Origin of the sequence: Niveispirillum sp. SYP-B3756 (assembly GCF_009495745.1) — a bacterium.
Classification (GTDB): domain Bacteria; phylum Pseudomonadota; class Alphaproteobacteria; order Azospirillales; family Azospirillaceae; genus Niveispirillum.
In genome coordinates, this window is sequence record NZ_WIDQ01000004.1 from 245,333 (window position 1) to 258,906 (window position 13,574).

The window sequence follows — 13,574 nt, forward strand, 5'->3', positions numbered from 1 at the left end:
CCATGACAGCAAGTGGTGGCGAGCATAAGCGTTTTCGGCCAGGGCCCGGTGCCTGGTATCGCGCCTCCACATTCTATCAGATGACGGCCTTGTCCGGCCCGGTGCCCATGCAGTTGCTGTTGGTGCCGCCGGACCCCTGGCCGGGTGATGCGCAGCGCGGGCAGGAATTGCTGTCCAACCGTTTCCGCTTCGCCGGGCAGAGCTTTTCCGGTGAGTTGCCGCCGTGGGATGCGGCGGATGCGTCCGCCCCCTGGCTGGCGGAAATGCATGGGTTTGACTGGCTGCGCCATCTGCGCGCCACGGGGGGCGATGCCGCCCGGCGACAGGCCCGCGTGCTGGCGGCCCATTGGCTGGACCTTTATGGCCGCAAATGGGACCCGGTGGCCTGGGCACCCGATGTAACGGGCACGCGCCTTGCCGCCTGGGTCGGCCAGCATGATTTCTTCCTGGCCAGTGCCGATGACCATCTGCGCGCCAGCATTTTTGACAGCATGGCCCGGCAGGTGCGCTTTCTGGAACGCACCCTGCCCGGTCGGCTGAAGGGTGCCGCCCTGGTGGTGGCCATCAAGGGGCTGGTCTATGGTGGTATCTGCCTGCAGGGCATGGGCCGCGTGGTGGAACGCGCCATCGAACTGTTGACGCGCGAACTGCCGCGGCAGGTGCTGCCCGATGGTGGCCATATTGAACATTCCCCGGCCCAGCAACTGGCTGTGCTGCGTCATTTGATCGATATTCGCGGCTGTTTCCGCGCCTCGCGTACCGAAGTGCCAGAGGCGCTGCAGCACGCCATTGATCGCATCACCCCCACCCTGCGTTTCTTCCGCCATGGCGATGGCGGCCTGTCGCTGTTCAACGGTGCGCAGGAAGGGGAGGGGGTGTTGATCGACACCGTGCTGGGGCAGGCGGATGCACGGGGTCGGCCCCTGAAATCCACCCCCCATATCGGGTTCGAACGGCTGACCGCCAACCGCACCTGCGTGATCATTGATGCCGGATATCCCCCCGCCCCCGGCCTGGACGACCATGCCCATGCCGGCACCCTGTCCTTTGAGATGAGCGTGGGGCGGGAACGGATGATCGTCAATTGCGGCGCGCATCCGGGCGACCAGGGGGCTTGGCGTGCCGCTTTGGCGGCCACGGCGGCCCATTCCACCCTCTGTGTGGCCGATACCAATTCATCCGGCGTGGTGGAGGAAGGCGGCCTGTCCCGTCGGCCCCAGCGGGTGGAATGCAACCGGACGGAGGCCAATGGCGGCACCCTGGTGGAAGCCTCGCATGATGGCTATCGGGAGCTGTTCGGGCTGGTCCATCGCCGCCGCCTCTATCTGGCGGAGACGGGGGAGGATTTGCGGGGCCAGGATACGCTGATCGGCCCGCAGGGCCGTGAATTTGCCGCCCGCTTCCACCTGCACCCCGGTGTGAAGGCCGCCTGGCTGGAGGGGGAGGCGGGGTTGATGCTGCGCCTGCCGTCGGGCGCGCTCTGGCGCTTGCGCGTGTCCGGCGCAGAGGTGGGTCTGGAGGACAGCATCTATCTGGGCCAGGGCACCGATCCACGCCCCACCCAACAGATCGTGCTGCGCGGCGTGACCCATTATGGGGAAACCCTGGTGAAATGGGGCTTCCGCCGTGAGGGTACCGATACAGAGACATGACGCCGATATGTGATCGGCACTAACCGTCCGGGCCGGTCCATATGGATCGGCCCGGCTTCTTTTCCATCCCAGGGTTTACAGCCATGACCATCGATCTTGTTCCCATCCGCCGCGCCATCATTTCCGTTTCCGACAAGACGGGCCTGATCGATCTGGGCCGCGCCCTGGCCGCCATTGGGGTGCAGATCCTCTCCACCGGCGGGTCGGCCAAGGCGCTGGCCGATGCCGGCATTGCCGTGACCGAGGTGTCGGACCATACCGGTTTCCCGGAAATGATGGATGGGCGGGTGAAGACCTTGCACCCCAAGATCCATGGCGGCATCCTCGCCCGCCGCGATTTCCCCACCCATACCGATGCCATGACGGCCCACGACATCCCCGGCATCGATCTGGTGGTGGTGAACCTCTACCCGTTCGAGGCCACCGTGGCCAAGGGGGCGGATTTTGAAACCTGCATCGAGAATATCGACATTGGCGGCCCGTCGCTGATCCGGGGTGCCGCCAAGAACCATGATTTCGTTGCCGTGGTGACGGATGCGTCCGACTATGCCGAGCTGATCGCCCAGTTGGAAGGCAATGACGGCCAGACCACGCTGGGCTTCCGCCGCAAGCTGGCCGCCAAGGCCTATGCCCGTACCGGTGCCTATGATGCCGCCATTTCCCGCTGGTTCGCCGGCCAGTTGGGCGAGGATTATCCCCAGCGCCTGACCTTTGGCGGCGAACTGCGCCAGACCCTGCGCTATGGTGAGAATCCGCACCAGTCCGCCGCCTTCTACACCACCGGTGCCCAGCGCCCCGGCATCGCCACCGCCACCCAGCTTCAGGGCAAGGAACTCTCCTACAACAACCTGAACGACACGGATGCGGCGTTCGAACTGGTGTCGGAATTCGACCGCCCGGCCATCGCCATCATCAAGCACGCCAACCCCTGCGGCGTGGCCGAGGGCGACAATCTGCTGGATGCCTACACGCGCGCGCTGGCCTGTGACCCGGTATCGGCCTTTGGTGGCATCATCGCCATGAACCGCACGCTGGACGCCGCCACGGCGGAACAGATCGCCAAGCTGTTCGCCGAAGTGGTGATCGCCCCGGATGCGGACGAGGCGGCCAAGGCGTTCCTGGCCACCAAGAAGAACCTGCGCGTGCTGCTGACCGGCTCCATGCCCAACCCGGCGGAACCCGGCCTGTTCGTGAAGTCGGTGGCCGGCGGCTATCTGGTGCAGACGCGCGACAATGGCCGCATCACCCAGGCCGACCTGAAGATCGTCACCAAGCGCGCCCCGACCGAGGCTGAACTGGCCGACCTGCTGTTCGCTTTCCGCGTGGGCAAGCATGTGAAGTCCAACGCCATCGTCTATGCCAAGGCGGGTGCGACGGTGGGCATCGGTGCCGGCCAGATGAGCCGGGTGGACAGCAGCCGGATCGCCGCCTGGAAATCCGCCGACGCCGCCAAGGCCGCCGGTCTGGCCGAGGCCGGCACGAAAGGTTCAGTGGTGGCCTCCGACGCCTTCTTCCCCTTCGCCGACGGGTTGCTGGCCGCCGCTGACGCCGGCGTGACGGCAGTGATCCAGCCCGGCGGCTCCATGCGCGACGCCGAGGTGATCGCGGCCGCGGATGAGCGCGGGCTGGCCATGGTGTTCACCGGGATGCGCCACTTCCGGCATTGAGGGGTTGGGGAGCGGCCCGCTGGGGCCGCTCCTTCTTCTGGTGATCGGCATTCGGGGTAATGCCTATTTGTGACTGTGGGTTGTGGCCACATCTGATATTTTTTCCACCGAATTTCTCGTAAATGGGTGGTTGGTATGAAGATCATCGAGGGAGAAATTTACATTCGCGGGCCAGAAGTGAACTCTGGACAATATGTTCATTTTTTAGCGGGAAAGAAAATTTCCGTGGAGACATTTGCCATCGAGGCTGGTGGGCACGATTTCAACTATCAAGTAATGTCGAGGGCAACAGCTAACGGCAAACCTGAGTCCATCCTGACAACCCAAAGGGCGTTGGAGCGAGAATTCTGGGAACGACGTTACGTTCGTCGAACATTTGCTCCTATCAGTGTTGGCCGTGGTTCAGATGGGCCAAAACTGGAAATTACCTATGGGGAGGTTTCGCCGCAGGTTTATGTATCCAGCGTGGAAACGGATATTGTTGCGTGGAGTATCCAGTTCCTTTGGCATCGTTTGGCAAAGGCAGGTGGTGCCCGTCTGTCGGCGTCCAAAACAGTCCGAGCCCGGCAAGGTGTTGCTGTGGGGCAAGGTACGGCGCAGTTGAACACATTGCCTGACCTGGCGGCACATCTCCGGGTGCATATTCCCTCGGCGGATAGTGGAAAATACAACCTTTTGAAAAATGGACTTGGGACCAGTGATGTCATTGGAACCGATAAGAATACGATTGGCGGGTGGCTGACACGGGTTTTTGACAGATGAAAAAGCATCTTGTCTGGGGTGGTGCGCTTATTCTTATCTTGGGTGTTCTTGGTGCGGGCTTGTTTTTTTCGGCCTTTGAGATAGTTCCTGCACATGTGCCTCCTCCGGCATCTGAAATTTCTTTGGAGATAGCAGACGCGGCGATGGGAAGTGCAATTACCGAGGAGGTGGGAACTATGCTTCTTCAAAATCCACATTATTATCCGCTGAGAGCATTGCAGGGAACGGCCTCCAATACGGAATATTATTTCCGGCTCAATGGGACATGCGCCCAAGCAGCAGAGTTAATTGCAGATTTAACAAAAGTGATCCGCCGACATACGGACGCGCCGGTACGCTGTACCGATCCGGCTTGAGACACCAGTAATGTGTTGCTGTGGGGCAAGGTACAGCGCATTTAAACACTGTACCAGACATGATAGCCCATCTTGGCATTTAAGTGCCTTAAGTGGATGAAGATAAATTTCTGCCACTAGAAAATGGCCTTGGAACCATGGACATTATTGGTGCTGCTAATAATACTATCGGCGGATGGCTTGCGCGGGTGTTTGGAAAATGAAAAAGATTTTTGTCTGGGGTGGAGCGTTTTCGATATTTTTACTTTGTGTTGGCGCGGCTTTTTTCTCAAATTTCAGAACCGTTCCCTCTCCGGTGCCTCCTCCGGCATCGGAGATTTCGGTTGCAACAGCAAACCCGGCAATGGCGAGTGCCATTCTGGAAGATGTAGAGGCAATGCTACTCAAGAACCCAGAATATTATCCAAAGAGAGCGCAAGATATTGCCGCAAACACCGAATACATGTTCCTGCTATATGGCACGTGCGCGCAGGCTGCTGACCTTATCGAGGCGGTAACAAAAGTGATCCGCCAGCATACGGATGCCCCGGTACGCTGTACCGATCCGGCCTAAACTCTGCATATTGTTCTGCAACGCATCGGGTCAGACAGGTGAGCCGGATGGACAGCAGCCGCATCGCCGCCTGGAAATCCGCCGACGCCGCCGGTCTGGCCGAGGCCGGCACGAAAGGTTCAGTGATGGCGTCCGACGCCTTCTTCTCCTTCGCCGACGGCCTGCTGGCCGCCGCTGACGTTGGCGTGACGGCGGTGATCCCCAGCCCGGTGGCTCCGTGCGCGACGCTGAGGTGATCGCGGCGGCGTGGCCATGGTTGTTCACCGGGATGCGCCACTTCCAGCATTGATGCTGTAGGGCTGGTGTGAGGAAAGGGGCGTGGCCACAGGGCAGCGCCCCGGCTTTTTTGTTTGGGCTGTCTGATGGGAGGGGCTGAATTGGGGCCGTCTGCTGACTGTCCGGTTCCGGCCGGGAAACTGAGAAAGCCGACGTTCGGTCAGCGGCCCCATTGCAGGTGTTCATGAGGTAGATTGGAATGCGACTAAGGGAGGCAAGTCTCTTGAGCGCTTTCCTGGTGAAAGCTTATGGTGCGCGGGGAAACCGTCGATCAATCTGGTAGGTTGATCCACACAATGATCTCGTGAGGCTGGTACTCCACCGGCTCCGCGTCCTCGACGGGAATGGCGTCGAGCGCTTCCATCAGAAATGCATCGAGCTGCGTGCCGCCGATATTCTGACACCAGACGTTCGGCAGGCCTCCATCAACATGATCGAGCCGAAAATAGCCCGGCCTATGCGCGTGACCCTGCTCCTGCGCGCCGGCATGGAGCACTGCGAGATGATTCATGATGATCACCCCATCGACAGCGTCGAACGGGACCCGCACACCATTTACCTGATAAAAGGAGTGCTCGGTCAGCAGACCTGATCGCAGGTAGTTTAGCGCCGAAATGGGTTCATACACATAGGCGTCCCAGAAAACGACGAGCACGCCAATCGTCTCCTTCGCGGAGAAGCCGGAGAACTTGTCATTGGCGCTTTCGAGAAAATCCTTTAGGACGTTGTCACGAGGCCACGTGACGGGCTCGTTTGGATCCGGGTTGGCGCGAAGGGTATCTCCCAGTACGGAGCGGGCGGGGATCTGTAGCGGATTCGCACCCCGTGCCGCCTGATGATCGACGAGGGAGGGGCATTTGACCTCGAATAGATAGACACGCTCTTCGAGTTCAACGGCGAGTTCTGGCCGGCGACCGGTAGTGGGATTGGCTGGTTCATGCTGGAATTGTGCGGTTGCGGGCCAAGGTGCTTCGAGCAACACCCTAAGCACCAAGATTTCGGCGAACTTCTGCAGCAGTTGCTGGAAGCCCGCTCTCCATGCCACGGGGTCCTGCGCTGTAGGGGTATATCTCGTATCGATCAGTTCATCGACCAGACGCTTGCCCAAACCAGATAACCGATACTCGCAGGAAGCCAAAGCGCAGACAAGGGCTTCGCCAAACTCCGTTACGCGACCTTTGTGAAGGTGATAGGTCAGCCAATGGGTTTGGCCGCCGACGCCGACACGATAGCGGTCGGCGAGCGTTTCCGAAATACTTGAAAGATCTTGGGCGGCTACGCTTTTCACATCCTGGGTCAAACCTAGCCTCCAGCGCTCGTAAGGGTCCGTCCGGGAAGTTTCACGTTATCTCAATGTCTTACACGTCTTAATCTTTAAACGCTACCGTCGCCCCGGCGAAGGCCGGGGTCCAGAATCACAGGCGCTTTGCTCTACGAACTGGATCCCGGCCTTCGCCGGGGTGAACGGATTGAAACATTAACATTTTGAAAAATAAGGAAAAATTCTCAGACGGACTCTCACCAACAGGCCTATCGAAGTGTTTGTCGTCATGTCTCTGAAACCAGCCGAATGACAATCGAACCTCCCATTCGCAGAGTTCGGGGGATTGGCCCTGACCCTGAGCCCCAGCAAACTGGACATCCCCCGAACGCACGCCGCCAACCGATTCAATAGGCTGTGCCAGATTTTTTCGCTCAGGTTGCAGCTTGATGATGTGGTAGCCCTGCTTAAAGCTTCAGCTAAAGCACAACTAAACCGCTCTTCTTGTCAGGAAGATACACCATAAGGATGCTAAAAATCGGGATAAGCCCAAGGTCTGCTTCCAGCAGCCATAACAATCTTCGTGAACGGCCATATCGGCGTGCAAAGCGGAACCGACACATGTACTTGCCCTGAAAAAGTGGAGAGCCAATTTCTCGCCGTCAGGCGGTTGACTCGAAAGGGCTGGGCAGCCGGGTCAAGCTCTGGCGAACAGCGTGGCAGAGATAGCTACGGTTCATTGATAAGGTTTAATATGGCTGCTACCGTGGTTCCTTGTTAAACCTTACCGGGGCTGGACTGTATACCCACCCCCTCACAACGCCATCGCATAGGCCGCCGCCAACTCGTCCAGCGTCGGCGGCGCATAAAACCCGGTCGGGTCAACCGGCGGGCAGGGGTGGGGGCTGGTTTGTACCTGCACCCGCGCCCAACGGTCGGCCAGCGGGCCGGTGGGCTGGTGGAAATGCAGGCTTGCCCCCTTGCCACGGGTGCGGAACAGGGCTGCCTGTCGCTGGTGGGGCTGCAGGGGGCCGAGGTTCAGCACCACGGCATCACCCGCCGCCAGGGTGCTTTCCGCCACGGACCAGAGATGCCCCTCGCACTGGGCCGCCTTTGCGGCCAGCCAGGCGGGGTCCAGGGCTGCCGGTGCCGTGGCGGTGAACAGCTCGGCCATGGCAAGGTCACGGCACAGAAAAAGGGCCGGCAATTCCGCCGCCAGTTTCCTGGCATAGGCGGATTTGCCGGCCCCGGCCGGGCCATCGATCAGGTGCAGGCTGGCTGTCATCCTTGAAGCCACGGGCCCCCGGTTTGGAAATTACTTCTTCCCGATCAGGGTGCCGGCCCCGCCTTCGGTGAAGATTTCCAGCAGAATGGCATGGGGAACGCGGCCGTCAAGAATGACCGCCCCTTCCACCCCGCCATCCACCGTATCGATGCAAGTTTCCAGCTTGGGGATCATGCCGCCAAAGGCGGTGCCGTCGGCGATGGCAGCCTTGGCCGCCTCCAGCGACAGCTCCGTCACCAGATTCTTGTCCTTGTCCAGGAAGCCGGCCACATCGGTCAGCAACAGCAGGCGCATCGCGCCCATCGCGGCGGCGATGGCACCGGCGGCGGTGTCGGCGTTGATGTTATAGGTCTGGCCATCTTCCCCGATGCCGATGGGGGCAATCACCGGGATGAAGCCGGCATGGCGCAGCTTGTGCAGGATTTCCGGGTTGATGCGGAACGGCTCCCCCACAAAGCCCAGATCGACCACCTTTTCAATATTGCTGTCCGGGTCGCGCTTGGTGCGGGTGGCCTTGCGCGCCTCGATCAGGTCGTCATCCTTGCCCGACAGGCCGATGGCATCGCCGCCGGCATCGTTGATCAGGGCCACGATCTCCTTGTTGATGGAGCCGGACAGCACCATCTCCGCGATCTCCATCGTCGCTTTGTCGGTGACGCGCAGCCCGTCGATGAATTCAGACTTGATCTGCAAGCGATCCAGCATATTGCCGATCTGCGGCCCGCCGCCATGCACCACAATCGGGTAGGCGCCCACCTGCTTCAGCAGCACGATGTCATTGGCGAAACGGCGCGCCAACTCCGGGTTGCCCATGGCGTGGCCGCCATATTTCACCACGACGATCTTACCGTCGTAACGGCGCATATAGGGCAGGGCTTCCGACAGGGTCCGGGCCTTGTTCAGCCATTCCTCGCGGCTGATCGTCGTGGCGGCGGGTGCGGTCATCTCGTGCGGGCTCCGGTCTGTTCGAAGTGGGCCATGATGATGGGTAAACGGGCGAGTGTCTAACACCAGCGGGGGGTTGGGGCAATCCGCCAATCACCTTGTCACATTTCTTCCCCTTGCATGACTGTTCGCTTTATGTTCCGATGCTGCATCGGCTGTTGGCGCGAGAAGGCGGGGGGAGGATGCGATGACGGGGAAACCGCTTCTCTATGGGTGTGTCGGTTGTGGCTCCGCCGTGGTGGAAGCGGCACTGATCCTACTGGGTGAAGATTACGATTATGTGGAGGTCGAGCCTTGGACGCCTTCCCCCGCACTTGAGGATTTGTGCGCACTGAACCCGCTGGGCCAGGTGCCGACCCTGCGCCTGCCCGACGGTACGGTGCTGACAGAGACGGTGGCCATTCTGCTCTGGCTGCTGGAACGCCATCCGGGCGCGCTGGCGCCGGCACCGGGCGACCCGCGGCGGCCGTTGTTCCTGCGCTGGCTGGTCTATCTGCCGGCCGCCATCTATCCCATGTATACGGTGGGCGATTTCTGTGATCGCTGGGTGACGGGGGAAGCGGCGCAGGCGGAACTGAAACAGGCCACCATTGACCGCACACTGGCCTGTTGGGCCAATGTGGAGGCGGGTTTGGCACCCACCCCCGGTGGCTGGGCCCTGGGCACGCCGGATTGGACGGTGCTGGACCTCTATATCGCCATGTTGACGCGCTGGCGCCCAGGGCGGGGGGCGATCCGCACCGTGGCGCCGGGCATCGTCGCGGTGGCGGAGAAGGTGGAGGCCGATCCCCGCCTGCGCGCGCTGTGGGATCGGCATTTCCCCGCCGATTATGATGATCCCTGACGCGGCGTCTCAGCCTTTGCCATTGGCGGAGCGCCAGGCCAGTACCGTCTGCTGGGCGATATCGGCCATGACGGGGATGGTATCCAGATCGGCACCGGTCAACAGTGACCGGGCCACCAGGGCCATGTCGGTGGCGGTGACGCCATTCCAGTCCCCCTTGCCGGTGGTGGCGGTCCAGGCCAGCAGACGGGCCCAATGGTTGCGCCGCTGCGGCAGCAATTGGGTCAGGATCAGGGTGCGCTGCTTCTCCACGCCCAGCCGGCGGCCGCGCAACAGATCATCCACTGCCGGCACATCCTCAAACCAGGACAGAGTGAGGGGGATGTCGTTCACCCAATCGGCAGAGCCGGCGAGGGCCTGCGCCTGGATATCCGCTGGCTGGTTGGCGGGAAGCAGTGCTTCCAGCAGGTTCTCGGTATCCCGGATGGCGGGGGCGGGCGGGGGCAGGGCCAGGGTTTCCAGCACCGACAGCAGGCTGAAAGGGGGCGGGGTTTCGGCATCTGCCCCGACGGCCAGGAAATGGCCCAGCGCCATGGTCAGATAATCGACATTGCTTTCCAGCAGGCCCAGCTGTTCGTCGATCTGGTCCAGCATGGCGGTGGCGGCCTTGCGGGTCATTGCTTCACCGCACCAGGCATCGCGGATGCCAACCCCGTGCTTGAACAGCAGGGAGACGATGACATATTTCCGCCCCTGCTTTAGCAGCATGAACAGGCTCTGCGCCCCCGCCCCGTCAAAGCCAGAGGCGAATACCGCCTCCGGCACCACGCCGGGGCCGCTGGGCGGGCATTCGATCCCCTTCAGCCGGGCGGCACGGATGGTGGCATCCACCCCGGCCCGCAAGGAGTCCGGCAGCATGTTGCGCAGCAGGATCAGCCGGCGCAGGCTGTTGGGCGGCAGCACGCCCTTTTCCGCCGTCTGCTGCAACAGGCTGACCGCCTGCTGCCGGATGCCGGCATCCGGGTCCAGCAGCCAGGCCAGCGCCAGTTCCCGCAAGGGCGTGCTGTCCGGGTTGGTCAGCAGAATATCCCCCATGGCGCTGCGCGCCTCCGCCGGGATGCCGGTGATCAGCGGGGCTATCTGTTCATAGGCGGCGAAGATATCGCCTTGGGCCTCCGCCAGCAGGCCGGTGAAGGCTTGGACCAGGGCCTGGATCTGATCCACCGGGTTTTCCGGTGTGGACGGGACGGCAGGGGCCATGTCCTGCATCTCCCCCGTCAGGTCGATTTCCAGGTCAAAACCGGTGCTCTGAGCAGTACGCAGCAGTTCCAGCGCGAATTCCGGGCCGGCCAGCCCTTCCTCCAGCATTTGCCGGACCTGATCACGCAGGTGGCGCGCGGGTTTGGCGCCCTTCTTGCCCAGTTGGGCCAGGATCATCATCACATCGCCCAGCAGGTGGCTGCACAGGGCGAGAAGTTTCCGGTTGGGCTTCGGCTTTTCAAATTCTTCACTGAACAGGAACAGCAGTTCCTCCAGCAGCTCCGGCACCTCCAGCAGCTGCTCGGACAAGCCGGGCGGCAAGGGGGACAGGGTGCCCACGGTCATCTGCCGGGCAATCTTTTTCAACAGGGCGGTCAGCGTCATGGCGGGCACGGGCGGCGGCTTTCCTGATCGGCGCAAGGGCTGGGGCCGACCATAAGGGCGCCGCCGTGCTGACGCAACCCGCTTGCCGGCTGCGGCCGTGGGCACGTCGTCCGCCGGATCATCAGGGGGTGATAAATTGTTAAGTGACAAAAACAACATCGTAGTCAGTCTTTATAAGAAAACATGGAAACACCAAAATTTATGATCATCAGCATAGATGGTAAAATCCGCTGTCTTGTTCGATATTTCATGGTGTGTGGTCATATTTTGTGCCGACTGCTGTGCGGCATGTCGATGTAAGCCATTGATATTTGGGGGGACTGAAATGAGCCTGATCAACCGTTTGCTGAAGAGCCCGGCGGCCGAGGCTGCTATCCGTCAAAATCAGCCGGTTTCCCCCTCTGTGATTTCCCCTGTTCCGGTCTCGGCCCCTGTCCCGGCCGAGATGGTGCGCACGCTCCGCACCCGTTCCACCGCCTTGTCGGCGGATGATCTTGCGGCATTGCAGTTCGATGGTAAGGCCCCCGCCCTGGTGCTGGGCTTTGTTTCCCCGCATCTGGATTTCCGCGGCATCGCCGAGCGGGTCCGCCGTGCTGTTGCGGCCGAAACGAAGCTGATCCTGATGACGACGGCGGGGGAACTATGCTCCCAGGGTGGCCGGCTTTACAGTCCGGCCGACGGCGCCTGGGATGATATCGTGCTGCAATCCTTCGCCAGTGATCTGCTGGCGGCTGTGGATGTGCGCGCGGTGCCGTTGCACTGCCAGGACATCCGGGCCGGCAAGCCGACGCTGAGCCAGGATCAGCGGGTGGCGGCCATCGCGGCCGACCTGTCCGCCATTACCCCGCCCTTCGCGTTGGACAGCCGGGACAGCCTGGCGTTGACCTTCATCGATGGTCTGTCGGCCAGCGAGAATTACCTGATGGAGGCTGTCTATCAGACCAGCCGCTTCCCTGTTCTGTTTCTGGGCGGCTCTGCCGGGGGCAAGCTGGATTTCCAGCATACCTGGCTTTATGACGGCAGCCGCGTGCTGGAAAACCATGCCGTCATCGCCTTTCTGAAACTGGCGCCGGGCAAGCGGTATGGCGTGTTCAAGACGCAGAATTTCCGTCGCACCGGCATTTCCTTTTCGGTGCTGGATGCCGATCCGGTCGCTCGGACCGTCAGCAGCGTGATTGATGGCGACAGCTTGGCGGTACAGAGTTTTGCTGATGCGCTGTGCGGCGCGTTGAAATGCCGCCCGGCGGAACTGTCCGCCAAACTTTCCCGCTATACGTTTGCCATCGAACTGGATGGCGAACTGTTTGTCCGCTCCGTTTCCGGTTTTGAAGAAGCGACCGGCAAGGCGCATTTTTATTGTGATGTCAGTGCCGGCGACCAGTTGCATCTGGTGGAAGGCACGGATTTTGTTGGACAGACGGAGCAGGATTTCCGCTCATTCCTGCGTGGCAAGCCCAAGCCACTGGGCGGCATCCTGAATGACTGTATCCTGCGCCGGCTGAACAATGCCGGCGCCTTGGGACAGGTGCGGGTATTTGATGATGTAACAGTGGCAGGGTTTTCTACCTTTGGGGAATTACTGGGAATAAATATCAATCAAACCCTGTCAGCCGTCTTTTTTTTCGATAATGAGAAGGGTGATTTTCATGATGACATTGCTGACCGTTTCCCCATTCATTATGCCCGCTTCAAATCCTATTTCACCGAAACACGGCTGAATCGGCTGTCTATGCTGAACTGTATTCGCCAGAAGCTGATTCATAATCTGATTGTTCAGGTGGAAGCGATCACCGCCTTGAGCGGGCTGATGGAGAAAATGACGGCCTATGCCGACCATGTGGATGGCTGCATGTCGGCCATCCAGACCGGCCTGCATGGCCATGCAGCCACCTTTCAGGGGCAGGAAAAACGCAAGGCGGAGATGGAGGGGGAGTTTGCCCGCCTGGGGGAGGTGCTGCTGAATGTCGAAGGTGTGCTGCGGGTGATTGATGGAATTGCCGGCCAGACCAACCTGCTGGCCCTGAATGCCACCATCGAAGCGGCGCGGGCAGGGGAGGCCGGCAAGGGTTTCGCCGTGGTGGCGGCAGAGGTGCGCAAACTGGCCAATGATACCAAGGCGACGCTGGGCAATACCCAGGCGGCGATCAGTGATATCCACCATTCTGTCGGCGCGCTGGGCGCGCGTATTACCGAGACCGGCAGCACGCTGGACCAGATCGCTGGCAGCAATGTCAGCCTGCTGAACAATGTGGATCAGGTGATGCGCCAGGTGGATGCCGTGAAGCGCAATGTTGCCGAGGCGATTGGCAGCGTGCAGGCGCAAACCGGTATGTTGCAGCAGAACCGCCACTATATTGAGCAGTTGAAAATCCTGGACGCGATGGGGTGA

11 protein-coding genes and 1 pseudogene are annotated in these 13,574 nt (G+C 61.0%); 8 read left to right on the top strand and 4 right to left on the bottom strand.

The features are described 5' to 3' along the window. The first annotated feature begins 2 nt into the window (after window positions 1–2). The 6 genes and pseudogenes from GE253_RS10955 to purH (GE253_RS10980) form a co-directional block, all read left to right on the top strand. Window positions 3–1,652 (top strand): heparinase II/III family protein, encoded by a 1,650-nt coding sequence (locus GE253_RS10955; RefSeq protein ID WP_153204171.1) that lies wholly within the window; start codon window positions 3–5, stop codon window positions 1,650–1,652. An 83-nt stretch (window positions 1,653–1,735) separates the two neighbouring features. Next, a complete protein-coding gene (purH, locus tag GE253_RS10960) occupies window positions 1,736–3,319 on the top strand; it encodes a bifunctional phosphoribosylaminoimidazolecarboxamide formyltransferase/IMP cyclohydrolase (RefSeq protein WP_153204172.1) in 1,584 nt (527 codons plus the stop codon). A gap of 135 nt (window positions 3,320–3,454) precedes the next feature. Continuing rightward, window positions 3,455–4,081, top strand: coding sequence for a hypothetical protein (locus GE253_RS10965; RefSeq protein ID WP_153204173.1), 627 nt, complete (start codon window positions 3,455–3,457; stop codon window positions 4,079–4,081). Next, window positions 4,078–4,437, top strand: a complete 360-nt coding sequence (locus GE253_RS10970) for a hypothetical protein (protein WP_153204174.1) — start codon at window positions 4,078–4,080, stop codon at window positions 4,435–4,437. The genes GE253_RS10965 and GE253_RS10970 overlap by 4 nt, the downstream gene beginning before the upstream one ends. A gap of 199 nt (window positions 4,438–4,636) precedes the next feature. Next, window positions 4,637–4,990, top strand: a complete 354-nt coding sequence (locus GE253_RS10975) for a hypothetical protein (RefSeq protein WP_153204175.1) — start codon at window positions 4,637–4,639, stop codon at window positions 4,988–4,990. Between the two features lie 35 nt (window positions 4,991–5,025). Then, window positions 5,026–5,279 (top strand): annotated as a pseudogene (purH, locus tag GE253_RS10980) (bifunctional phosphoribosylaminoimidazolecarboxamide formyltransferase/IMP cyclohydrolase); the annotation flags it as partial. Window positions 5,280–5,537: 258 nt separating this feature from the next. On the opposite strand, the gene GE253_RS10985 reads toward purH (GE253_RS10980), so the two are convergent. From GE253_RS10985 to argB, 3 genes are all read right to left on the bottom strand, one after another. Then, window positions 5,538–6,566 (bottom strand): hypothetical protein, encoded by a 1,029-nt coding sequence (locus GE253_RS10985; RefSeq protein ID WP_153204176.1) that lies wholly within the window; start codon window positions 6,564–6,566, stop codon window positions 5,538–5,540. A gap of 775 nt (window positions 6,567–7,341) precedes the next feature. Beyond that, window positions 7,342–7,812: an AAA family ATPase gene (locus tag GE253_RS10990; RefSeq protein WP_153204177.1), complete on the bottom strand. Its 471-nt coding sequence runs from the start codon at window positions 7,810–7,812 to the stop codon at window positions 7,342–7,344. 30 nt (window positions 7,813–7,842) lie between these two features. Further along, window positions 7,843–8,757 (bottom strand): acetylglutamate kinase, encoded by a 915-nt coding sequence (gene argB, locus GE253_RS10995; protein WP_153204178.1) that lies wholly within the window; start codon window positions 8,755–8,757, stop codon window positions 7,843–7,845. 187 nt (window positions 8,758–8,944) lie between these two features. On the opposite strand from argB, the gene GE253_RS11000 reads away from it, so the two are divergent. After that, window positions 8,945–9,601: a glutathione S-transferase family protein gene (locus GE253_RS11000; protein WP_153204179.1), complete on the top strand. Its 657-nt coding sequence runs from the start codon at window positions 8,945–8,947 to the stop codon at window positions 9,599–9,601. 9 nt (window positions 9,602–9,610) lie between these two features. Here the strand turns inward: GE253_RS11000 and GE253_RS11005 are convergent, their stop codons facing one another. Beyond that, on the bottom strand, window positions 9,611–11,194 hold the full coding sequence (locus GE253_RS11005; protein ID WP_153204180.1) for a hypothetical protein: 1,584 nt from the start codon (window positions 11,192–11,194) through the stop codon (window positions 9,611–9,613). 316 nt (window positions 11,195–11,510) lie between these two features. On the opposite strand from GE253_RS11005, the gene GE253_RS11010 reads away from it, so the two are divergent. After that, on the top strand, window positions 11,511–13,574 hold the full coding sequence (locus GE253_RS11010; RefSeq protein WP_173012596.1) for a methyl-accepting chemotaxis protein: 2,064 nt from the start codon (window positions 11,511–11,513) through the stop codon (window positions 13,572–13,574).